Origin of the sequence: Mesorhizobium sp. M0664 (assembly GCF_040320565.1) — a bacterium.
Classification (GTDB): domain Bacteria; phylum Pseudomonadota; class Alphaproteobacteria; order Rhizobiales; family Rhizobiaceae; genus Mesorhizobium.
On record NZ_JAMYPW010000006.1, the window covers coordinates 29976 to 50451 of the forward strand.

The following is a 20476-nucleotide window of genomic DNA, read 5'->3' on the forward strand; positions in this document are numbered from 1 at the left end:
ACACCATGACATCACCGATGTTCGAAAAAATCGCGCTGGTCGGCATCGGCCTGATCGGCTCGTCGCTGGCCCGCGTCATCCGCCGCGAGGGGCTCGCCGGCCAAATCGCGATTTCGACGCGCAGCGAAGCGACGCTGGCACGGGCGAGCCAACTCGGCCTTGGCGACACCTATACGACGGATGCGAAAGAGGCGGTTCGCGATGCTGATCTGGTTATCGTTTCGGTGCCGGTCGGTTCTTCCGGTACGGTCGCCGCGGAGATCGCGCCGGCGCTGAAGAAGGGCGCCATCCTCACCGATGTCGGCTCGACCAAGGCGTCGGTGATCGCGCAGATGCAGCCGCACGTGCCTGATGGCGTGCACTTCATCCCCGGCCATCCTTTGGCCGGCACCGAAAAATCGGGACCGGACGCCGGTTTTGCCGAACTGTTCGAGAACCGCTGGTGCATTTTCACGCCGCTGCCCGGCACCGATCCCGCAGCACTGGAAAAGCTCTCGGAATTCTGGCGCCGCTGCGGCTCCAACATCGACACGATGGACCCGCAGCATCACGACATGACGCTGGCCATCGTTTCGCACCTGCCGCACATCATCGCCTATAACATCGTCGGTACCGCCGACGATCTGGAGTCGGTGACCAAGTCCGAGGTCATCAAATACTCGGCTTCCGGCTTTCGCGACTTCACTCGTCTCGCGGCGTCCGACCCGACCATGTGGCGCGACGTCTGCCTGCACAACAAGGACGCCATTCTCGAAATGCTGGCGCGGTTTTCCGAGGATCTGTCCTCGCTGCAGCGGGCGATCCGCTGGGGCGACGGCGAAAAACTGTTCGACCTGTTCACCCGCACCCGCGCCGTCCGCCGCTCGATCATCGAGGCCGGCCAGGATATCGACGTACCGGATTTCGGCCGCCAGGCAGTCGAACACCCGCCGAAGGGATAAGCCGCGGCAGGCCGATCGCAGGCCGGCCCGGCTTAGAGCGGTTCATCGTTTCACAGAAACGCCGAACCGCTCTATCTCTTTGTTTTGCGCAATTCCGGACGGAAAACCGTTTCACACTTTTCCTGGAGTTGCTCTAGTCGAGCGGCTTGATCTTGCCGAGCGGGATGAAGCCGAGCGAGGCCTTGCCCCTGACGATCTTCAGCGGCATCGACGGCTGGTTGCCGAGCAGCGCCAGTCCGGCAAAGCCGGTTTGGATCTGTTTCTTCTGCTCGGGGATGGCGGTGGCGAGGATTGCCGCCACGGCCTTTGGATCATTGAGCCTGATCGTCAGGTCGGCATTTATGAGACCGTCGTCATCGACCGACAGCGGTCCCGAAACGGTGATGCGCGCAGTTCCGGACGACAGATCGAGCTTGTGGATTTCGGCCGCCTGGCCGCGCAGGCTCTTCGGATTTGCCTTGATCAGCGTGACGCCGTTCTTCAGCGTCAGGTCGCCGCTGCCGTCGAGCGGCGGCAAGACGCGCCCGTCGATGGCCGCCGCGTCGATTTCAAGATCGGTGAAATTGCCGGCATAGTCGATGTCCGGGCCGTTTGGGCGCAATTGTCCGGTGGCGGTTCCGGCGCTGAACAGCGAGACGGGATCGGTGTCGTCTGCCGGATCGGTCTGGCCGGACAGGCCTTCTGCCTGCAGCGAGAGGCGCCTCGGCAGCGGCCAGGACAGCTTCATGTCGGCCCGCAGATCATCCCAGTCGATCCAGAGCGGGGTCATGCCGGGAACAGAGGTCCTGAGCGGCCCCCTGAGCTCGGCGGCAGGCGACAGAAGCCGGGTGATCTGCGTGGCGGCGTTGATCTTGCCTGTCGATGCCGCGACGTTGCGGCTGTCGTCCTCGTAAGCCAGGCTGTCGCAGGAAACGGTGAAGCTGAAGGGATAGCCGCTGACCGCGAGATTGGCGCAGTCGGCCTTGATGCCTTTGTCGTCGAGATCGGCGACCGCCTTTTTGGTGGCGCTCTCGACCAGGTCCGCCAGGTAGAACCAGCCGGCGCTGTAGATGCCGAACAGCACGAGGATGAAAGCGGCAAGCCACAACAGGCGGCGACGTTGGCTGGGCGGCGGGCGCTCGTCACTTGACGTCATGCTGCGGCTTTCGTTAACGCGGGGTGGCACGGGCGGGCTGTCGCTTGCGGCACCAACAGGTAGACGGACTGAAACACCACCGGTGAGGTGGTCGTCACAATCAGGCTTGGCGATATGGGCGATTTTTGGGTTTTTGGCTACGGCTCACTGATCTGGCGACCGGGATTCGCACATGTCGAGACGCGGCGCGCCCGCCTGCATGGCTACCGCCGTTCGCTCTGCGTCTATTCTTTCGTGCATCGCGGCACGCGCGAACGGCCGGGCCTGGTGCTCGGCCTCGACCGCGGAGGCTCCTGCATCGGGCTGGCGTTCCGGGTTCCAGGCGAGCTGCGCAACGAGGTCATTACCTATCTGCGCGAACGCGAGCTGGTCACCAACGTCTATCTCGAACGTGTGCTCAGCGTTCGCCTCGACAAGGGTGAAACGGATGGGGGCAAGACGGTCGACGCCGTCGCCTATGTCGTGGACCGCAGCCATGAGCAATATGCCGGTGCGCTCGACCCGGCCGAGGCGGCGGCCGTCGTTCGCGGCGCCGTCGGCCAATCGGGGAGGAATGAGGATTACGTGCTCAGCACGCTGGAGCACCTCGAAGCACTGGGTATAAGCGACCACTGGCTGGAAGACGTGACGAGACGGATCGCGACGTAGCGCCTTTTGTCGTTACCATGATGTTTTCGGTGTCGTGACGCGGGCTACATCCTGAAAATCTGTTTTCCAAGATCGGCGCGATCCAGACTGTTTGCCACGGCAAGCTTGAACTCGGTCAGCGGGTGGAGACCGCCGACAGGAACGTGGAAGCCGGGCTGGCCGAAGGTGTCGATAATCTCGCATAGGACAGGCCGGTCGGCTTCGGCAGGCGGCGAAAAGAAGTAGCGATAGATATTCGCCCTGATTTCGACGCCGCTCAGCAACACGTCGAAATTGTGCAGTTCGAAGCGCTCGGCACTCATTCCGCCATTGATCACCATCTGCCCGCCGAGCGCCAGGGTGCGGATCAATTCGCCGCTGACAGGTCCGCCGACATTGTCGATAATCCCGTTCAATCCGGCGCCGCCGGTGATATCCATCACGGCTTCCCGGATACTTGTCTTCAACTCCGAAAGGTCAAGAGTGGCGGCGGCGCCAAGCGTCTTCGGATCGAAGCTTTGGTGCGAGCGCCGCACAAGAGCGATGACGTTGATGCCGCGTCGTTGGGCGAACTGCATCACCATTGTCGAAATTGACGAATAGCCGGCCGTGACAGCCAGCCATTGGCCAGGCCGCACACGGGAATCCACCAGCAGATCCCACGCGGTAATGGGGTTCACCATCTGCCCGGCGCGTTCGACAGGATAGCCGGCAGGCAACGGGATCAGCCATTCGGCGGGAATGGCGGCGTACTCGGCCCAGCTGCCATAATAGCTGAACGCGACAAGCATCCCCGGTTCCAACCCGACGTTCGCGCCAACGGCTTCGACGATGCCGGCGCCATGGTTTCCGGCGATCTGCCGGGGAAAATGCGGCTTCTTCGGTTCGGGATAGAGGTTCTGGATAAACAGGAAGTCGCCCGGATTGATCGAGGCCGAGACCATCCTGACCAGCACCTCGCCGTCGCTGATCCGTGGCATCGGCAGGTCATCCACATAGAGCACGTCGCGCGGCGAACCGATGGCGTCAAATACAATTGCTTTCATGCCGGTCTCCATAACAAACAATCCGAGGCCAACAGTCTGAGCCCCGGCCAGGCCGTGCCGAGACTTGCGTCGGCGCGGCGGAACCTATGGCCGGCCGGCAAAGGTCTGAATTGGCAGATTTGACAATCTATGTGCCAAACTTGCCAGATCGTTTCTTCAGAGGCTGCCGGTTTGGATGCCCGGGACCAGCGCCTTGGGGCCGGACACGGCGCGGCGGGTCGCGGTTTTGTGAAGCGCCGGCGGGCTGGAAAAGAGGCTATGCGTTTGACGTTGCCACGGTGCGACATAGGTTAGCTCGGTCGGCGGCTCCCACCCGCCCCAGCATGAATCACCATGGAGATCAGCCTTGCAGAAACGTCGTCTCGGTCGCACCGACCTATCCATCGCGCCATTGGTTCTGGGCGGCAATGTGTTCGGCTGGACCGCCGATGAGAAAACCTCGTTCGACCTGCTCGACCGCTTTGTCGACGCTGGCCTCAACGCCATCGACACGGCCGATTCCTATTCGCGCTGGATTGCCGGCCACGAGGGCGGCGAATCCGAAACCATCATCGGCAAATGGATGAAGAGCCGTGGCAACCGCGACAAGGTTGTCGTCATCACCAAGGTCGGTTCGGATATGGGACAGGGTAAGAGGGACCTGTCCGCCGCCTATATCGAACAGGCCATCGATGCTTCGCTGAAGAGGCTGCAGGTCGATAGCGTCGATCTCTATCTGTCGCACTGGCCCGACCCGGCGACCCCTTATGAGGAAACGCTCGGCGCTTACCAGAAACTGCTCGACAAGGGCAAAATCCGTTATGCTGGCGCTTCCAACCTCGACGCCGCCCAGCTGCGGGCCGCACTTGACGTAGCAAGCCTGCGCGGCCTGCCGCGCTACGAGGTGCTGCAGCCGGAATACAACCTTTACGACCGCTCGTCCTTCGATGGTCCGCTGCGCGACCTGTGCGCGGCCGAGGACATCGGCGTCATCACCTATTTCAGCCTCGCGAAGGGGTTTCTGAGCGGCAAGTACCGCAGCGAGGCCGACCTCGGCAAAAGCCCGCGCGGTGGCGGTGTGAAAGGCTATCTCAACACCCGCGGCATGCGCATTCTCTCAGCGCTCGATGCTGTTTCAGCCAGACACTCGGCCAAGCCAGCGGAAGTGGCGCTTGCCTGGGTCATGGCACAGCCCGGCGTCACCGCTCCGATTGCCAGCGCGACGACGCTCGACCAGCTCGACAGCCTGGTGCGTGCCGCGTCGTTGCAGCTCAGCCCGGACGATCTGGCCGAGCTCGACAAGGCCAGCGCATAGCCGCGCACGATCGTTCAAGACCGGCGCCGCTGCCTTGCCCTACCGTCCCTGCATCGTCGCAGGATGCAGGGACGCCGCATGACCGGACAGGGTCTTCTCGATCAGCAGCTATGGGAGCGATTGCTGGCGCTTGTGTTGGCGTCGGCCATCGTCATGGGCAGCCCGGGGCCGGCGACGATAAGCGTCACCGCGATCGGCGCCGCGTTCGGCCTGCGCGGTTCGCTGCGCTATGCCTCGGGAATCGTTGTCGGGACGGTTCTCGTGCTTTTGGTGGTGGCGACGGGCATCATGGCCGTTCTCACCGCGCTGCCGAAGCTCGCGGCGCTGTTGGCGGTCGCGTCAGCAGCCTACATCCTCTATCTGGCGTTCAAGATAGCGACGGCGCCGCCGCTGGCGGCACGCATTGGTGGGGCGGCACCTCCCACTTTCCTGGGCGGGTTCCTTCTGGCCGTTGCCAATCCGAAAGCCTATGTGGCGATTGCCGCCGTGTTCGCCGGCGCGTCTCCTGGCGCGGGCGGTCTTGCTATTTCAGCCAAGCTGGCGGTCCTCGCCTTGATGATTGCTGCCATTCATCTCTTGTGGCTTCTCGCCGGCGCGGCTTTTGCACATTTGCTGCGCAAACCGCTGGCGTCGCGGATCATCAATCTGGTGTTTGCCGTGACGCTGGTTGCAACAGCCGCCCTGGCTGCCTTGCCGTGAGCCTTTCTGGCATGCGCGGCGGGTGTCTCAGCCTTTCAATTCAGGTTTCGCATCGAGCTCACCAAGCCGTTTCATTGCCGTCGGCGGCATCGGCGGCGGGTTCGGCGTCTGTGCCGCCTCGACGAGAAGCTGGTCGCAGGCGGCTTCCGTCTCGCCGATCAGCCGTTGCATGAATTCGTCCTTGCCGAGGCCGGGCGGGATCGGTGGCAGGAAGCGCGCCTTGATCGTGCCGGGATAGCGCAGGAATTTGCGGCGCGGCCAATAGAGACCGGCAACGTGGGCGACCGGGACCACCGGAATGCCAAGTTGCGTGTAGAGTTCGACGATGCCGTATTTATAGACCGGCTCGTCGCCCGGCGCCCGGCGCGTGCCCTCGGGATAGATGATCAGCTGACGCGGATTGCGCGCCAATTCCTGTTTGGTCGCGGCGATCACCATTTTCAATGCCTTCGAGCGGCTGCCGCGGTCGACAGGAATCATCCGCATCTTCAAAATGTACCAGCCGAAGAACGGGATCCAGGTCAGCTCCCGTTTCAATATGTAAACGGGATCGTCGAGATAAGGCAGGAAAGCGATCGTGTCCCAGAAGGACTGGTGCTTCGGCGCCAGGATGAAAGAGCCGTCAGGCAGGTTTTCCTGGCCGGTGATCTCACTTCTGGTGCCGGCGATCTTGTCGTAGAGCCACATGCTGGTGCGCGACCAGAATTTCGGCACGAACCAGGCGCGATGGCGCGGCGACAGGAAATAATACGGGGTCCAGAGGATCATCTGGACGATCAAATTGAGGTAGAAGGCGAGATTGAACGCCAGCGAGCGGAAATACAGCATACAGCAAGTGCCCGGTGAGGAGGTGTGCGTTGGTTACACCAAGCGCCCGCAAAAAGGAAACGCTGCGAGGCGGGCGATCGGCCCGGCCTTGCGAGGGCCGTCTTCGTCACGTTTCCCATGCGGCCTGCAGCAGGCGCTGTCTCAGGCGCGGGGCGGCGAAGTCGAGGAATGCGCGCAGCTTCACCGGCAGTAGCCCCTGGCCGGCATGGACGAGGCTCACCGGCCATGGGTCTGGCTCAAACTCTTGCAGCACCGGGCGCAGCGTACCCGACCGGACTGCGGCGGCGATCTGGTAGGAAAGCAGCCTCGTCACGCCGACGCCGGCAATCGCCGCATCGATCGCTGCCTCAGCCGTGTTGACCCGTAACCTGGAGCGGATCGGCACGCTGAATTCGGTCTTGCCGGTGGCGAAGCTCCAGGCTGCGGCGGTGAGCCCTTCGAAGGTGATGGCACTGTGTGCTGCAAGCTCCTGCGGCGTTTTCGGTGTGCCGTGCTCGGCGAGATAAGCCGGGCTCGCGCAAACGACGCGGCGGATTGAACCCAGGCGGGTGGCGATCAGGCTCGAATCGGCAAGCTCGCCGATGCGGACGGCGAGGTCGAAGTGCTCTTCGACCAGCTGGGTTATCCGGTCGGCGAGTGTCAGCCGCACACTCACCTCAGGATAGGCGGAGAGGAAGCTGGTGACGACCGGCAGCACATGCAGGCGGCCGAATACGATCGGCGCAGTGACGATCAGTTCGCCGGTCGGGGCGCTGTATTCGCCGGCGGCTATTCGCTCGGCCTCGCCGACCTCATCGAGAATGCGACGACAGGCGGCGAGATAGGCGTGGCCTGCATCGGTCAGCGACAGCTGCCGCGCCGAGCGGTTCAACAGCCGTGTCTTCAGGTGCTTTTCCAGGTCCGAAACCTTGCGGCTGACCGTCGTCAGCGGAATGCCGAAGCGGCGCCCGGCAGCCGAGAGGCTGCCTGTCTCCGCCGCGGCAACGAAAAGCGACATGGACTGGAGGCGATCCATAGCTCTCCCGAAAATTTGCCCTTCCGGAAAACGGAAGGATGGATTGCAGATATGGCATCTGCATCTCGAAGATGGAAGGACGTATTTTCCTGACTAGCAATGCAGCGCAGCTCGGCGCTTGATGAGGCTTCCATGAACGCTCACACCAGCGATGTTGCTTTCACCCCGACGGTGAAGGCGATTCAGGCGCGCAAGGGCTCGCGCCAGGCCTATGCCCGTGTCGAGGAGCGTGGCGGCTGGCAGGCGGCAATTACGCCCGATCTCGCCGCCTTCATCGAGGCGCAGACCAGCGTCTTTCTGTCGACCGCCAATGCGGACGGGCAGCCTTACATCCAGCATCGCGGCGGGCCTGCCGGTTTCCTCACGGTGCTCGACGAACGGACGATCGGCTTTGCCGATTTTTCCGGCAACAGGCAGTTCATCACCCAGGGCAACCTCAGCGACAACCCACAGGCTTTCCTATTCCTGATCGATTATGCGCACCGGCAGCGCATCAAGATCTGGGGCAAAGCGCAAGTCGTCGAGGGCGATGCCGAGCTGACGGCAAAGCTGATGCCGCAAGACTATAAGGCGCGACCCGAGCAGGTCATTCTGTTTACGGTTTCGGCTTGGGATTCAAATTGCTCGCAGCACATCCCGCAGCGTTTCGAAGCGGCCGACGTGGCGGCGGCGCTCGGCGAACGCGACAAGCGCATCGAACGGCTCGAACAGGAGATCGCACGCTTGCGATCGGATGCAGCAGCCAGGGAATAAGAGCCAGGGAATAAAAGTGCCGGTGCCGTTCAGCTTCCGCCTGCGGCGTCGGCCAGCGCGACGCTCTCGGTTTGCTTCACCGGCATGATGCCGCGCGCCAGCGCCAGCAGGTATTTGTTGTATTCGGTGAACAGCACGCGCAGCGCTTCCGGCTTGGTCAGCCAGCCGCCATTCTCGAGGTTAGTGTTGACCACCGGATAGGGCTCGAGCCTTGCGCCGTGCAGCAGCCGGCCCATTTCCAGCAGGCTACGCGGCATATGATAATTATTGGTGACGAGAATGACGGTGCCGTAGGCATGGTCCTCGACCCATTTGGCACTTTCCTCGGCATTGCCGATCGTGTCGAGCGCGGCGCGGTCGATGTCGACGCAGCAGGAAAACAGCCTCTTGTCGCCGCCGGTCGCGGCCTGAAGCTGGCGGCGGCTGGCGGAGGGATGGACGCCGCTGATCAGCAGCCGCTCGCCCTTGCCTAAGGCAAGCAGGCCCATCGCAGCGTCGAGGCGCGATTGGCCGCCGGTCAGCACGATGATAGCGTCGGCCCTTGCCGGATTGGCGGGCGTAGTCAGGCGGCTGACGGTATTGGCGAACCAGCCGAAGCCGGCGACAAACAGCGCCATAAAGGCCAGCAGAAGGAGAGCCGAGATGCGCAAGGAGCGCCCTGCCAGCAGCCGCCCACGTTCGGCGAACTGATCCGGCTTGGCAAATTCATCAGGCTCGGCGAATACAGGCGGGCGCGCAACCAGCACTGGCATGCATCCAGCGGTATCGGTCGAGTCCCGAACGTCCATCATGAAATGGTTAATCCCGAAATACGGCCTTTGGTAGGAAAAAAATGCAATTTTCGTGACGATGCGTTTTCATCCGTGATCGATCTTTCCTTTAGCCGGCGTCCGGCTGGCGAATGTCGATGTCGCTGAGATAGGTAACCACGGTGAAATGGGAGGTTGCCGCCGTCAGCGCGCCGATCACCAGCACCATGACAGCGACCCCGAGATAACCCGCCGAGCCGATGGCGAAATTGCCGAACAGGGCGGTCGCCTGGTCGGCCTGCGGCGTTGCCATGTTGCGTGACGACCACCAGGAGAAGACGATGAAGACCAGGATCGCCGCGGCGCCGCCTGCCGCGGCGCCCTTCATGCCGGTGACCAGAAAATGCCGGCGGAATTCGCGCGCGATGAAGCGCGCCTCGGCGCCGACAAAATGCAGCACCTCGATGATGTGGCCATTGCCGGCCATGGCGCCGCGCGTTGCGAACACAACGGTCAGCACCGTCGCCGACAGCATCAGCGCCAGCACTGCAATACCGATCGTTACCGTGGTGCGGGCCATGGCAACCAGCCGGTCGACCCAGGTGCGATGATCGTCGAGCGAGGCACTCGGCAGCTTCGGCGTGATCGCCGCGCGCAGTGCGGCGAAATCGGGCGGACTATTCTCGTCGATGGTGATGATGATCAAGCGCGGCACCGGCAGCTCATCGATGTTCAGGCCCGAGCCTAGCCAAGGCTCGAGCAGTCGGGCCGTTGCTTCGCGATCGATGATCCTGGCGCTTTTCACGCCAGGGAATTCGCCGGCGATCTGCGAGGCCAGCGCAAGTGCGGCCTCCATGTCGAGGCCGTCGACCGGCTTGATCTGGATGGTCGCTTCGCGCGAGATCTGGTTCTCCCAGACGGAGGCGGTGTCACGCACCAGCGTGACTGCGCCAAACGTCAGACAGGACAGAAACGTCATGATGGCAATGACCAGCACCAGCGCCCGGCCGGCGATGTTCTGCGCCGGCACGATCGGCGCCATTTTGCGCTGGACGCGGGGCTTTGCCGCCGCGGCGTCCTGACCCTCGAAATGTTCGACGGAGAGCTCAGTCATAGATGTCCAGCCTTCCGCCGGCCAGGATCATTCGCCGTGCGTCGACCTGTTCCATCAGGCCGAGGTCGTGTGTGGCGATCACCACGGCGGTGCCCAGCCGGTTGAGTTCGATGAACAACCGCAGCAAGCGTCGCGCCAGCGGCGGGTCGACATTGCCGGTCGGCTCGTCGGCGAGCAGGATCTCGGGCTGCTCGATCAACGCCCGGGCAATGGCGGCGCGCTGCTTCTCGCCGCCAGACAGCACCGGTGGCAGCACATGCATGCGCTCGCCGAGGCCGACCCATTTCAGCAGCTCGGTGACGTCGGTGCGATAGGTCGCCTCCTCGCGGCCGCGCACGCGCAGCGGCAATGCCACGTTCTCGTAGGTGGTCATATGGTCGAGCAGGCGAAAATCCTGGAACACCACGCCGATGCGACGTCTCAGATGCGGCAATTCGGTGCGCGAGATGCGCGAGCGGTCCTTGCCGAAAATGGTGATCAGGCCGCGCGTCGGCTTCAGCGACATGAACAAAAGCCGCAGCAACGTCGTCTTGCCGGCGCCTGAAGGTCCGCTCAGGAACTGAAACGAGCGCTCCGGAATGTGCAAGGAGATGTCGCGGAGAATCTCCGGACCCATGCCATAGCGGAGGCCGACATTTTCGAAGCGGATCACTTTCGACGACCTGAAATTCTCGGCGGCAAGATGCCAGCCCTTTCTGTGGAAAGACCATCGGCCGGCATGGTTAACCGACGGTTAATTTGGGGGCTTTTCGAGCGAGTCACAGGGGTTCCGGTGGGGAAGCGTTAACCATTTCCGTTTACCCAAAAGAAACGAACAGCGAACAGGTGCGGTAGTGTTGGGCCATGATGGCTGAGGATCGAACCGCGCGCCCGGTTTCCGGCGAAATCATGACCGATCCGGCCGCCGAGCCGGAACGCATCATGCGCGACGTGACCGCCGAGGTCATCGATGCCGACTATGAGGTGCTGCCCCGCCATTTTACACGTCAAGACTTTGCGCCGCCGCCTGCGCGCATGATTTCCATGCCTTCGATCGAAGGCATGGACATGTTGCGCAAGCCCGAAACCGCCGTCGAACGGCCGTTGTGGGTGCATGGTGGGCCGATCTTCTGGATTGTCGGCGTCGGTGCCGTCTTTGCCGCCTTCTGGATTTCGGGCGGCCATGCGCTGGTTCGTTAGAGCGGCGCCAGAAAATCAACAGGTCACCAGATAAACGATTCGCGACGGTGGGACATCCGACCGTTCGCGGGTGCCCTGCGAAAGATTTGGCCTTGCCAGACGGCACGACATGCCTAGAAACGGGTTGAAGACCGTTTCGGTCGGCTTCGCCTACAAAGGCGATCATTCTGGAAGGGCAGCCAATGCCAGTTGTGCGCGGCAAGGAAATCGAAGTCCTGTTTTCGGCGTCCGCCATCGCGCGGCGGAACCTGGAACTTGCCAAGGAGATCGCCGGGCACGACTACCACGACCTTCTGGTAATCTCGGTGCTGAAGGGATCGTTCATCTTCGCCGCCGATCTTATCCGTGCCATGCACGATGTCGGCCTGTCGCCGGAGGTCGAGTTCATCTTCATCTCCAGCTATGGCGCCGGCACGACCAGCGGTGAGGTGAGGGTGCTGCGCGACATCGACAACGAGGTCGCCGGTCGCGATGTGCTTTTGATCGATGACATTCTGGAATCCGGCAAGACGCTGAGTTTCACCCGCGACCTCATGCTGTCGCGCGGCGCAAGGAGCTGTGCCATCGCCGTGCTGCTCGACAAGCGCATGCGCCGCCAGACCACGCTCAACGCCGACTATGTCGGCTTTGACTGCCCCGATTATTTCGTCGTCGGTTATGGCATGGACGTCGCCCACGCGTTTCGCGAATTGCCGTTCGTCGGCATCGTCAAGGGCGACGCCTGAGGCCTTTTGAAAATTCTACTCCGGCGGTCATCTGACGCGGTTTTCTGCGCTTCCGGTGCTCACGGACTCGAACGTCCGCTCCGGGTCTCGAAAACCACGTCATATGACTCGGCGGAGCGAATTTTGAAAAGGCCTCATGGCCTTCCTGGCTTTCAGGAAACATCAACTTTTCCTCGCCAAATATCCTGCCCATGGCAAATCTCCTGATCGTCGAGGACGATGAATCCGTCCGCACTCTCGCCGCTCGCGCGCTCGAGCGCGCCGGGCATAATGTCACTGTCGCCGCGGACGGCGCACACGGCCTTTCTCTGATCCGGGCGGCGCAAGGGAGCTATGACCTTGTGCTGTCCGACATCCGCATGCCGGAGATGGACGGCATCGAGATGGCCAAGGCGGCAGCGGCGCTGTTCCCGGCGATGAAGATCATGCTGATGACCGGCTATGCCGACCAGCGCGAGCGCGCCGACGAATTGGACGGCATTATTCTCGACGTCGTGCAAAAGCCGTTCACGCTGGCTGAAATCCGCGCCCGCGTCGAACAGGCGCTCGCCTGCTTCGCCTAAGTCCAAGGCCGACCGCCTTCAGGCAGGGTCGCAGGTCGCCGTATTGGCTGGCACGCCGCTCCGGTGCCGGCCGGCATTGAGCGCAAAAAGCCCGGCGCCGATGATGAGGGCTGCGCCGGCCGCCGTCGCTGGTCGCGGCACCTCGGCAAAGAACAGAAAACCCCATAGCGGCGACCAGATGATACCGGTGTATTCGAAGGTGGCGACGCTGTTGGCGGGCGCCAGCCGGTAGGCCTGCGACAACAGGATCATGCCGGCCGAGGCAACGAAGCCGCATGCCCCCATCTTGAGGAGGTCCGGCGTCGCCGGCCAGACCCATGGCCGGACGAGGAATTCGAGGCTCGGATGCACGGCGTGGTCAATGCCTGCCAGCCAAAACAATGCCGCCGCCAAGGCGGCGCCGACCAGATAGGCGCCGTTCTGATAGAACGCCATGACAGTCGAGGATTCGGTGTCGCCGATCTTGCGTGCCATCAGCTGCGAGAAACCGTAGAGCAGAGCCGAACCTAGCGACAGCAGCGCTGCCCAGTCGAACAAGCCGGCGCCCGGGCGCACCATCACCAGCACGCCGAGCATGCCGACCAGGACGGTGGCGAGCGCCTGCCAGGACACGCGTTCGCCGAGATAGGGGCCGGCCAGCGCCATGATGAACAGCGGCGCCATGAAATAGAGCGCCACCGCGTCAGCCAGCGGCAGGGCGGCGATTGCCAGATAGTAGGCCGTGTAGGAGGTGAACTGGATGAAGGCGCGTATCGTCAGCATGCCGAACCGCTTCGACAGGATCGCCTGCAATCCGACATCGGCGTGGACGAGGAAAACCAGGATCGGCAGGGCGACGATCGAGCGGATCGCCATCACCTCGGTGACCGGATAGTGGCTCGACACCGCCTTGACCAGCGGGTCCTGCAGCGAAAAGACCAGCACGCCGAGACAGAGGCTGAGGATGCCGAGCACAAGCCGATTCTGCATAGGCGCTCCTGTCTCCCGCGTGCGCGGCCGAAAGCAGGCCTGCATCCAGGTAAAAAGAACCCGCCACCGTTTCGGGCAGCGGGTACGAGTGAGGACTTTTGATTGGTCCGCAGCCGATTTCGCGGCCGCATATCCAATGGGTAAGGCGACTATCGTCCGCCGTTTGACATGTTGCAAACGAATTGGAATGATGCCAGCAATCAGATTTTCTTATGACGGGCACATGCGACCCAATCTCGACAGCGACCTGTTGCGCACCTTCGTGGCGGTCGCCGACACCGGCAATTTCACCAAAGCGGCGGAGCGGGCCGGCCGCACCCAGTCGGCGGTCTCGATGCAGATGAAGAGGCTCGAAGGCATGATCGGCGACAGCCTGTTCGAGCGCGGATCGCGCGGTGTAGTGTTGACGCAGCGCGGCGGCGAACTCATCGCCAACGCCAGGCGCATCGTTTCACTGCTCGACGAGACGGCGGCATCGATGGTCGCGGCGCCGCTTGGCGGGCCGGTGCGCATCGGAATCCCGGAGGAATATGGCCACGCGATCTTGTCGCGGGCACTCGGCGCCTTTGCCAAGCGCCATCCTCAGGTCGACATCACCGTCCGCTACGCGCATTCCGGTGCGCAGATCGCGGCGCTCGCCGCCGGCGAGCTCGATCTGGCGGTGGTGTTCGAATGGCAGGATCTGTCAGGCGGTGAGGTGCTGATGCATGACCCGACCGTATGGGTGACGTCGGAGCTGCATCACATGCATGAGGAGCGGCCGGTGCCGATCGCGCTCTACAACCGTGCCGGTTGGTGCAAGGATTTCGCCATAAAGTCGCTGGAACAGCGCGGTCTCGCCTATCGTGTCGCCTATACCAGCGATACCAATGGCGGCCTGCGGCTCGCCGTCACCTCCGGGTTGGCGATTGCGCCGATCTCGCGCAGCAACATCCCGGCCGGCTGCCGCGAGCTTACGGCCGCCGACGGGTTCGGCGACATCGATTCCTCGAACGTGGTGCTGCGGCGCAATCCGAACGCTTCCGGCGAGGCCATCGACGGCATGGAAGAGGCGATCCGCGAGGCGTTCACCAACCGTTAAAACGTGCCGCTCAGTCCGGCGGTGGCGGCCTCCACGGACCGCACGGCGATCTTCCGAATATTGGGGGCAGCCTTACTTCAGCTCCAGCAACCGCTCCAGATAGCTGCGCTCGATATCGGGGCTGAGTGCGTTGCCGAGCCGCTTGCGGATCGCTTCGAGGATCTGGCGGGCACGCTGCACATCGATCTCGTCAGGCACTCTCACCGAACTTCCGTCATCGGGACCCTCGCTGGTGCGGGGCCGCCCGAGCGGGTCACGGTCGGCATTCTGCTGGCGTCCGCCCTGGCCGTTGCCGCCTTGGTCGCCTTGCATCGCCTGCAGTTGCTTCATCATGTCCTTGGCGCCCCTGCGCAAGGCTTCCAATGCGCGGCCCTGGTGACCGACGGCCTGGTCGCCTTCGCCCTCGCCGAGCGCCTGTTCGGCATTGCCCATGGATTTGCCGGCCTCGCCAAACCCCTCATTGGGGTCGAGGCCCATGCCTTCGAGGCTCTTCCTCAATTGATCGAGCTCGCTCTGCAGCTTGCCCTGGCCTTCCTGCAATTGCTTCAGCGCGTCAGCAAATTCCTGCGGCGTCATCGGGTTCGGCCGGCCGAGCGGATCGCGGTCGTCACCTGGGCCGGGCTTGCCCTCTTCGCCCATCGGGCCTGGCTCACTGTTCTCGCCGAGCTGCTCGTCGCGGTTCTGCCCGCGCTGTTGCTGGCCGCGCTGCATCTGGTCCATGCGGAAAGTGTCGTTCATCATCTCCTGCTGGCGCCGCATGATTTCGCCCAGCTTGTCCATCTGCTGGCGCATCTCGCTGTCCTGCTGACCGCCCTGTTGCTGGCGGCCTGCCTGCAGATTGTTCATCATGTCCTGCAGCTCCGACAGCAATTGCTGCGCCTGGTCGCGATTGCCGGATTTCGCCAGGTTCTCGATCTGGTCCATCATGCGGTCGATGTCGCTCTGGCGCAGTTCCTGGCCGTTCTGCTGCATCTGTGGCGCATTCGGATTCTGCTGCGCCCGCGCCGCGAATTCCTGCAGGAACTGATTCATCGCCTCGCGCAGTTCCTTCATCGCCTTCTCGATCTCTTGGTCGCTGGCGCCGTTCTTGATCGCGTCCTGCAGCGCCTGCTGCGCCTGACGCAGCCGCTTCTCGGCCGCCGAAAGATTGCCTTCCTCGATACCGAGCGCGATCTCCCAGAGGTAAGCGACCTCGTCGCGCAACTGGTCGTCGCTGTCGGCCATCTTCAGCCGGGTGCGGGCGCTCATGATGGCGAGATAGTGCGTCATGTTGTCGAACGTGTCTTCGGGCCTGAGCGTGATCGCATCCATCAGGTCGAGCACGCGGTCCTTGGCATAGGCGTCGAGCGCCAGCATGCGGCGCTGCTCGACCACAGCCCGCGCCAACGGGTTGGAGAATGGCCGCTCCGGCATCACCAGCGTCTTGGTTTCGCTGGTCGCCGTGTGTCCGGCACCGTCGGTGACGACAAGCGACAGCTTGACGTTGCCACCGGCCCAGACATGGTCGGTCAGATCCTTCGTCGTCTTAGCGGCATTGGCCTTGCCGCCGCGGCGCGGCAACGTCAGCGGCATTTCCGGCGGGCCATAGAGCGGATGCGCGTTGGGCACTTGCGGATCGGCCAATGCGAAAACCGCCTTGGCGGAGGCCGCGCCATAGTCGTCGTCGATCTGGTAGTTGAGTTCGAAGGCGCCGTTGACGGCGCGCTTCGGCTCGCCGACAAAGCGGATCTGCGGCGGCTTGTCGGGAATTATGGCGAAGGCCCAGCGGCCGAGCTCGCCGTCGCTGGACTGCAGCGTCAGCGTGCCGTCGGCCGTTAACTTGCCGCTGAACTGGCGCACGGTGGAAGGCGGTGCCGGACTTGCCTCAGTCTTGGCGGCTTGCGGCCCGGTCGGATCGATGGCGCGGGTGTTGCCGCCGGTGTCGGCGTAGCTCAGCGTTTCCTCGCCCGAACCGCCGGTGACGCGCAGCGACACATCGCTGCCCTCCGGAACCGTGAAGGTCGGCGGCGCTTGAGTGGCGTTGTTGGCCAGGACCGGGGCGTTCAGGAATACCGGCGGCCTGCCGGTATAGGCCGGCGGCGTCACCCAGGCATCAATGCGCGGCGGCACGACGTCGCGGGCGGCACGGGCAACAAAACCGTCGCTCAGCCTGCCGCCCGATGGCCCAAAGGAGAAGGCAAAGGCAGTGACCAACAAAAGCGCGGCAACGGCGCGCAGCGCCCACGGGTCGCGTTCCGGCACGCGTGTGCGCGGCACGTCGCCGCCAAGCTCGCCCAGCCGGTCCGCCATGCGCCGCTGATGCTCGCGCCACAGGGCTTGCGAAAAAATGCTTTCCTTGCCGCTCGGGCGATCGGTCTGGACCTGCACCGGGCTGTGCAGCAATCGGTTGGCCGCCTCGATGCGGCGGTCGACCTCGGCACTGGATGGCGTGCGGAAGAAACGCAGTGGATAGAGTGCGGCAAGCGCTGCGACGCCGAATGCCGTGATAAGACCGATCCGCGCCAGATCGGGCAAAAATGGGAACAGGCCGAGCCACGAAATGCTGAGGAACAGGCTGGCGACGATGATCAGTGGCAGCAGCAATGGCCAGCCGCGTTCGACGATTATCGAGACCTGCGTCCCCAGCCGGCTCAAGGCAAGGCGCCTGGCCAGACTGCGATCGCTGGTGAAAATGGGTCGTTGTGTCATCGGCCCTTCCTGGCCGGGCGGGATAGCCCAGGCCTCACGAATCTATCGCATGGGCCCGAAAAGTCGATTTTCGGGAAGCACGATGCGAAGACCTAAAATCTTAGCGCGTACTCCGTGCGTCCAAGCGGATGCACATCGCCCTAAGGATACCAACAAACACGGCGAAGGCGAGGCGGTTCCCCAAAACGTGAACAATAATGCCCCGGATATTGTCAGAATTTCGCCGGATTGGCGTTTGCGCCGCAGACCAGTACGGCAACGCGCTCGCCTGCAGCCGGTGCGTAGCGGCCGGACAGGAGCGCCGCGAAGGCGGCCGCACCGCCCGGCTCGGAGATGATTCGCACGCGGTCCCACAGCGCCGCCTGGGCGGCGATAATGTCGTCGTCGCCGACCAGGATCGAGCGCTCGACGAATGCCTCGGCGATAGGAAACATCATTTCGCCGACACGCTTTGGCGCGAGCGAATCGGCGGCGATGCCCTCAGCCGGCGCGTCGACGGGTCGGCCCGCCTCGAAGGCGCGATGAAGCGTCGGCGCACCCTCCGGCTCGACCGCGATTATCCTGATGCGGCCGGAAAACCAGGCAGCGATGCCGCCGACCAGCCCGCCGCCGCCGACGGCGACCAGCAGGGTGTCGAGCTTCGGCAGGTCGGCCTCGATCTCGAGGCCGAGCGTGCCTTGCCCGACCAGCGTCTCCTCCTGGTTGAAGGCGTGGATCTGCAGCGCGCCGGATCTTTCGGCGAAGCTCTCGCTGGCGGCCAGCGCCTCGGCATAACGGGCGCCGCCGACGATCAACTCGGCGCCGTAGCCGCGGATGCGGTCCAGCTTGGCCTGCGGGCTCACTTCGGGAACAAAGATGGTCGCCTTGTGGCCGAGCCGCATGGCGGCATAGGCGACGGCGGCACCGTGGTTGCCGCCCGACGCGGCGACGACGCCGGCCGCAGGAACCGGCCGTTCGAGGAGATTGGTGAACGCACCACGTGCCTTGAACGAGCCGGAATGCTGCAAGCACTCAAGCTTCAGGTCGACAGGCAGGGGCGGGCGGCCGAAATCGGCCATGTCGACGCGCAGCACCGGCGTGTGGCGCACGAAGGGCCGGATGCGGGGTTCTATCGCCGCAATGCGCTCGCGTGTGATCGTGTGGCCGTGCAGCATGCTTTCACTCCCAGAGTTGACATTACTTAGTAACTTGGCAAAGTGCCTAAATGCAAGAGGTCGACGTTTTCAAAGCGATTGCCAACGAGCGCAGGCTCCAGATCCTCGATTGGCTCAAGGACCCGCGGGCGCATTTTCCGCCGCAGACGGACGGCGATCTGGTCGAGGACGGCGTCTGCGCGCTGCTGATGGCGGAGAGGCTGGGGATCACCCAGGCTACGCTCAGCGAGCATATGCGCGTGCTCACCCAGGCAGGGCTTTTGCGCAGCAAGCGCATCAAGCAGTGGATATTCTATCGCCGGAATGAGGACAGAATCGCCGAAATCAGGGCGCTCATTCAGCACCGGCTGTAGCTGCAGAGTTCTACTCCAACCAGTCCGGCACCGAGTCCAGTCCGATCAGCTCGTCATAGGTCTGGCGCGGACGCACAACGTGGAAGCGGTCGCCGTCGACCAGCACTTCCGGTACCAGCAGCCTGGTATTGTAGGTGCCGGCCTGAACGGCGCCATAGGCGCCGGCGGTGGAGACAGCGATCAGGTCGCCGGATTTCAGCCGGGGCAGGTCACGGTCGAGCCCGAGATAGTCGCCGGTCTCGCAAACCGGGCCGACGACGTCGACCTTCATGCGTGGTGCAGCGGCCGGCTGCTGCGCCACCGGCTTGATGTCGTGAAAAGCGTCGTAAAGCGTCGGCCGGATCAGGTCGTTCATCGCGGCGTCGACGACGAGGAAGTTCTTGGCGTCGCCCTCCTTCACGAAGATTACTTCCGACACCAGGATGCCGGCATTCCCGACGATCAGCCGGCCTGGCTCGAACATTACCTTCAGCCCAAGTTTGGCAACATGTTTCCTGACGATCCGGGCATAGGCATCGGGCAAAGGCGGCGGGTTGTTGTCGACGCGGTAGGGAATGCCAAGGCCGCCGCCGACATCGATGTGCTCGATGGCATGACCGTCGGAGCGCAAGGCGCCGACCAGCTCCACCAGCAGCGCAAAGGCGTCGTCGAAGGGCTGCAATTCGGTGATCTGGCTGCCGATATGGGTGTCTATGCCGGTGACCTTGATGCCCGTCAGCTCAGCCGCGCGCGCATAGACCTTCCGCGCATGCTGCCACGGAATGCCGAACTTGTTCTCGGCCTTCCCAGTCGAAATCTTCTTGTGCGTCCTGGCGTCGACATCCGGGTTGATGCGCAGCGAGATCGGCGCGATCTTGCCCAGCGCGGTGGCGCGGGCCGACAGCAGCTCCAGCTCCGGTTCGGATTCGACGTTGAAACAGAGAATGCCGGCCGAGAGCGCAGAATCCATTTCGTGCGCGGTCTTGCCGACGCCCGAAAACAGGATCTTGCTTGCCGGGATGCCGGCCGCCAAAGCGCGGCGCAATTCGCCCTCCGAGACCACGTCGGCGCCGGCGCCGAGCCTTGCCAGCACCCTAAGCACGGCCTGGTTGGAATTCGCCTTCATGGCATAGCAGACGAGAGCATCGAGCCCGGCAAAGGCCTCGGTGAAGACGCGAAAATGCCTGGTCAGCGTCGCCGTCGAATAACAGTAGAACGGCGTGCCGACGCTGGCGGCGATGTCTGATATCGCCACGTCCTCGGCATGCAGCGCGCCGTCGCGGTAGTCGAAATGGTTCACGAGATTGGTCCGAAATCAGAGCAGCGGGTCGAGGATGAATTTCTTGTCCTCGACAGGTTTTTCCGGCTCCGGCGGCAAGGGTTGCTTGACCTTCTCGGCGTCCTTGCGGGCCTGCACGGCTGCCGCGTACGGCGTGTCGAGCGCAGCCTTCCTGCCGCAGGCCGCAACGGTGGCCATTGCCGCCAGCAGCGTCAGCGTCACCAAAATCCTGCTTCCGGTCATCGTGCCATCCGTCCGAAACTGTTGCCCGCAGCCGCTTCTAGCCGAGTTTTGCGGCCATTGCA

General features: G+C 63.4%; 22 protein-coding genes. 10 read left to right on the plus strand and 12 right to left on the minus strand.

Going from position 1 to position 20476, the window contains the following annotated elements; all coding sequences use genetic code 11:
* Nucleotides 1–5: 5 nt before the first annotated feature.
* Nucleotides 6–941 carry a prephenate/arogenate dehydrogenase family protein gene (locus tag NKI39_RS10105; RefSeq protein WP_352471433.1) on the plus strand — a complete coding sequence of 312 codons (936 nt, stop codon included), beginning with the start codon at nucleotides 6–8 and terminating at the stop codon, nucleotides 939–941.
* Nucleotides 942–1074: 133 nt separating this feature from the next.
* Here NKI39_RS10105 and NKI39_RS10110 read toward each other — a convergent pair whose 3' ends face one another.
* Nucleotides 1075–2076: a DUF2125 domain-containing protein gene (locus tag NKI39_RS10110; RefSeq protein ID WP_352452468.1), complete on the minus strand. Its 1002-nt coding sequence runs from the start codon at nucleotides 2074–2076 to the stop codon at nucleotides 1075–1077.
* A gap of 114 nt (nucleotides 2077–2190) precedes the next feature.
* On the opposite strand from NKI39_RS10110, the gene NKI39_RS10115 reads away from it, so the two are divergent.
* Nucleotides 2191–2724: a gamma-glutamylcyclotransferase gene (locus NKI39_RS10115; protein ID WP_352616048.1), complete on the plus strand. Its 534-nt coding sequence runs from the start codon at nucleotides 2191–2193 to the stop codon at nucleotides 2722–2724.
* A gap of 44 nt (nucleotides 2725–2768) precedes the next feature.
* Here NKI39_RS10115 and NKI39_RS10120 read toward each other — a convergent pair whose 3' ends face one another.
* The gene (locus tag NKI39_RS10120) at nucleotides 2769–3749 is read right to left on the minus strand and encodes a quinone oxidoreductase family protein (RefSeq protein WP_352831648.1); all 981 of its coding nucleotides are present in this window, start codon (nucleotides 3747–3749) and stop codon (nucleotides 2769–2771) included.
* A 346-nt stretch (nucleotides 3750–4095) separates the two neighbouring features.
* On the opposite strand from NKI39_RS10120, the gene NKI39_RS10125 reads away from it, so the two are divergent.
* On the plus strand, nucleotides 4096–5043 hold the full coding sequence (locus NKI39_RS10125) for an aldo/keto reductase (RefSeq protein WP_352831650.1): 948 nt from the start codon (nucleotides 4096–4098) through the stop codon (nucleotides 5041–5043).
* 78 nt (nucleotides 5044–5121) lie between these two features.
* Nucleotides 5122–5742, plus strand: coding sequence for a LysE family translocator (locus tag NKI39_RS10130; protein ID WP_352831652.1), 621 nt, complete (start codon nucleotides 5122–5124; stop codon nucleotides 5740–5742).
* A 27-nt stretch (nucleotides 5743–5769) separates the two neighbouring features.
* Here NKI39_RS10130 and NKI39_RS10135 read toward each other — a convergent pair whose 3' ends face one another.
* Both NKI39_RS10135 and NKI39_RS10140 read right to left on the minus strand, forming a co-directional pair.
* Complete coding sequence (locus NKI39_RS10135; RefSeq protein ID WP_352831654.1) at nucleotides 5770–6570, minus strand: lysophospholipid acyltransferase family protein; 801 nt, start codon at nucleotides 6568–6570, stop codon at nucleotides 5770–5772.
* 106 nt (nucleotides 6571–6676) lie between these two features.
* Nucleotides 6677–7585: a LysR family transcriptional regulator gene (locus NKI39_RS10140; protein WP_352831656.1), complete on the minus strand. Its 909-nt coding sequence runs from the start codon at nucleotides 7583–7585 to the stop codon at nucleotides 6677–6679.
* Nucleotides 7586–7717: 132 nt separating this feature from the next.
* Between NKI39_RS10140 and NKI39_RS10145 the strand changes: the two genes are divergently transcribed.
* Complete coding sequence (locus tag NKI39_RS10145) at nucleotides 7718–8338, plus strand: pyridoxamine 5'-phosphate oxidase family protein (protein ID WP_352471424.1); 621 nt, start codon at nucleotides 7718–7720, stop codon at nucleotides 8336–8338.
* A gap of 29 nt (nucleotides 8339–8367) precedes the next feature.
* Here the strand turns inward: NKI39_RS10145 and NKI39_RS10150 are convergent, their stop codons facing one another.
* The 3 genes from NKI39_RS10150 to ftsE form a co-directional block, all read right to left on the minus strand.
* Complete coding sequence (locus tag NKI39_RS10150; RefSeq protein ID WP_502898558.1) at nucleotides 8368–8955, minus strand: YdcF family protein; 588 nt, start codon at nucleotides 8953–8955, stop codon at nucleotides 8368–8370.
* A 262-nt stretch (nucleotides 8956–9217) separates the two neighbouring features.
* Nucleotides 9218–10201 (minus strand): cell division protein FtsX, encoded by a 984-nt coding sequence (locus NKI39_RS10155; RefSeq protein ID WP_352820110.1) that lies wholly within the window; start codon nucleotides 10199–10201, stop codon nucleotides 9218–9220.
* Nucleotides 10194–10853 (minus strand): cell division ATP-binding protein FtsE, encoded by a 660-nt coding sequence (gene ftsE, locus NKI39_RS10160; protein WP_023677923.1) that lies wholly within the window; start codon nucleotides 10851–10853, stop codon nucleotides 10194–10196. Before ftsE ends, NKI39_RS10155 begins: the two co-directional genes overlap by 8 nt.
* Before the next feature lie 236 nt (nucleotides 10854–11089).
* On the opposite strand from ftsE, the gene NKI39_RS10165 reads away from it, so the two are divergent.
* The 3 genes from NKI39_RS10165 (at nucleotide 11090) to NKI39_RS10175 (ending at nucleotide 12668) form a co-directional block, all read left to right on the plus strand.
* A complete protein-coding gene (locus NKI39_RS10165; protein WP_352683073.1) occupies nucleotides 11090–11380 on the plus strand; it encodes a hypothetical protein in 291 nt (96 codons plus the stop codon).
* 182 nt (nucleotides 11381–11562) lie between these two features.
* Nucleotides 11563–12105: a hypoxanthine phosphoribosyltransferase gene (gene hpt, locus NKI39_RS10170; RefSeq protein ID WP_352616025.1), complete on the plus strand. Its 543-nt coding sequence runs from the start codon at nucleotides 11563–11565 to the stop codon at nucleotides 12103–12105.
* Nucleotides 12106–12296: 191 nt separating this feature from the next.
* Nucleotides 12297–12668, plus strand: a complete 372-nt coding sequence (locus tag NKI39_RS10175) for a response regulator (protein ID WP_352540192.1) — start codon at nucleotides 12297–12299, stop codon at nucleotides 12666–12668.
* An 18-nt stretch (nucleotides 12669–12686) separates the two neighbouring features.
* Here the strand turns inward: NKI39_RS10175 and NKI39_RS10180 are convergent, their stop codons facing one another.
* On the minus strand, nucleotides 12687–13637 hold the full coding sequence (locus NKI39_RS10180) for a DMT family transporter (RefSeq protein WP_352831660.1): 951 nt from the start codon (nucleotides 13635–13637) through the stop codon (nucleotides 12687–12689).
* A gap of 223 nt (nucleotides 13638–13860) precedes the next feature.
* Here NKI39_RS10180 and NKI39_RS10185 point away from each other — a divergent pair, with 223 nt between their 5' ends.
* On the plus strand, nucleotides 13861–14718 hold the full coding sequence (locus NKI39_RS10185) for a LysR substrate-binding domain-containing protein (protein WP_352831662.1): 858 nt from the start codon (nucleotides 13861–13863) through the stop codon (nucleotides 14716–14718).
* Nucleotides 14719–14790: 72 nt separating this feature from the next.
* Here the strand turns inward: NKI39_RS10185 and NKI39_RS10190 are convergent, their stop codons facing one another.
* Both NKI39_RS10190 and NKI39_RS10195 read right to left on the minus strand, forming a co-directional pair.
* Nucleotides 14791–17406 carry a TIGR02302 family protein gene (locus tag NKI39_RS10190; protein ID WP_352683070.1) on the minus strand — a complete coding sequence of 872 codons (2616 nt, stop codon included), beginning with the start codon at nucleotides 17404–17406 and terminating at the stop codon, nucleotides 14791–14793.
* A gap of 212 nt (nucleotides 17407–17618) precedes the next feature.
* Nucleotides 17619–18560 (minus strand): threonine/serine dehydratase, encoded by a 942-nt coding sequence (locus NKI39_RS10195; protein ID WP_352540190.1) that lies wholly within the window; start codon nucleotides 18558–18560, stop codon nucleotides 17619–17621.
* Between the two features lie 50 nt (nucleotides 18561–18610).
* On the opposite strand from NKI39_RS10195, the gene NKI39_RS10200 reads away from it, so the two are divergent.
* Entirely contained in the window at nucleotides 18611–18913 is a 303-nt protein-coding gene (locus tag NKI39_RS10200; protein WP_352471409.1) for an ArsR/SmtB family transcription factor, read from the plus strand.
* A gap of 10 nt (nucleotides 18914–18923) precedes the next feature.
* On the opposite strand, the gene lysA is transcribed toward NKI39_RS10200, so the two are convergent.
* Nucleotides 18924–20192, minus strand: a complete 1269-nt coding sequence (lysA, locus tag NKI39_RS10205) for a diaminopimelate decarboxylase (protein ID WP_352831663.1) — start codon at nucleotides 20190–20192, stop codon at nucleotides 18924–18926.
* A gap of 15 nt (nucleotides 20193–20207) precedes the next feature.
* Nucleotides 20208–20414, minus strand: coding sequence for a hypothetical protein (locus NKI39_RS10210; protein WP_352831665.1), 207 nt, complete (start codon nucleotides 20412–20414; stop codon nucleotides 20208–20210).
* Nucleotides 20415–20476: the final 62 nt, after the last annotated feature.

What these genes read in the sequence shown, in the direction of transcription:
- NKI39_RS10175 (WP_352540192.1), top strand. Translation starts at nt 12,297, where the DNA reads ATGGCAAATCTCCTGATCGTCGAGGACGATGAATCCGTCCGCACTCTC.
- NKI39_RS10190 (WP_352683070.1), bottom strand. Translation starts at nt 17,406, where the DNA reads ATGACACAACGACCCATTTTCACCAGCGATCGCAGTCTGGCCAGGCGC.
- NKI39_RS10110 (WP_352452468.1), bottom strand. Translation starts at nt 2,076, where the DNA reads ATGACGTCAAGTGACGAGCGCCCGCCGCCCAGCCAACGTCGCCGCCTG.
- NKI39_RS10155 (WP_352820110.1), bottom strand. Translation starts at nt 10,201, where the DNA reads ATGACTGAGCTCTCCGTCGAACATTTCGAGGGTCAGGACGCCGCGGCG.
- NKI39_RS10165 (WP_352683073.1), top strand. Translation starts at nt 11,090, where the DNA reads ATGACCGATCCGGCCGCCGAGCCGGAACGCATCATGCGCGACGTGACC.
- NKI39_RS10135 (WP_352831654.1), bottom strand. Translation starts at nt 6,570, where the DNA reads ATGCTGTATTTCCGCTCGCTGGCGTTCAATCTCGCCTTCTACCTCAAT.
- NKI39_RS10185 (WP_352831662.1), top strand. Translation starts at nt 13,861, where the DNA reads ATGCGACCCAATCTCGACAGCGACCTGTTGCGCACCTTCGTGGCGGTC.
- NKI39_RS10120 (WP_352831648.1), bottom strand. Translation starts at nt 3,749, where the DNA reads ATGAAAGCAATTGTATTTGACGCCATCGGTTCGCCGCGCGACGTGCTC.
- NKI39_RS10115 (WP_352616048.1), top strand. Translation starts at nt 2,191, where the DNA reads ATGGGCGATTTTTGGGTTTTTGGCTACGGCTCACTGATCTGGCGACCG.
- NKI39_RS10180 (WP_352831660.1), bottom strand. Translation starts at nt 13,637, where the DNA reads ATGCAGAATCGGCTTGTGCTCGGCATCCTCAGCCTCTGTCTCGGCGTG.
- NKI39_RS10210 (WP_352831665.1), bottom strand. Translation starts at nt 20,414, where the DNA reads ATGACCGGAAGCAGGATTTTGGTGACGCTGACGCTGCTGGCGGCAATG.
- NKI39_RS10150 (WP_502898558.1), bottom strand. Translation starts at nt 8,955, where the DNA reads ATGGCGCTGTTTGTCGCCGGCTTCGGCTGGTTCGCCAATACCGTCAGC.
- hpt (WP_352616025.1), top strand. Translation starts at nt 11,563, where the DNA reads ATGCCAGTTGTGCGCGGCAAGGAAATCGAAGTCCTGTTTTCGGCGTCC.
- NKI39_RS10130 (WP_352831652.1), top strand. Translation starts at nt 5,122, where the DNA reads ATGACCGGACAGGGTCTTCTCGATCAGCAGCTATGGGAGCGATTGCTG.
- NKI39_RS10145 (WP_352471424.1), top strand. Translation starts at nt 7,718, where the DNA reads ATGAACGCTCACACCAGCGATGTTGCTTTCACCCCGACGGTGAAGGCG.
- NKI39_RS10200 (WP_352471409.1), top strand. Translation starts at nt 18,611, where the DNA reads ATGCAAGAGGTCGACGTTTTCAAAGCGATTGCCAACGAGCGCAGGCTC.
- NKI39_RS10195 (WP_352540190.1), bottom strand. Translation starts at nt 18,560, where the DNA reads ATGCTGCACGGCCACACGATCACACGCGAGCGCATTGCGGCGATAGAA.
- NKI39_RS10105 (WP_352471433.1), top strand. Translation starts at nt 6, where the DNA reads ATGACATCACCGATGTTCGAAAAAATCGCGCTGGTCGGCATCGGCCTG.
- NKI39_RS10140 (WP_352831656.1), bottom strand. Translation starts at nt 7,585, where the DNA reads ATGGATCGCCTCCAGTCCATGTCGCTTTTCGTTGCCGCGGCGGAGACA.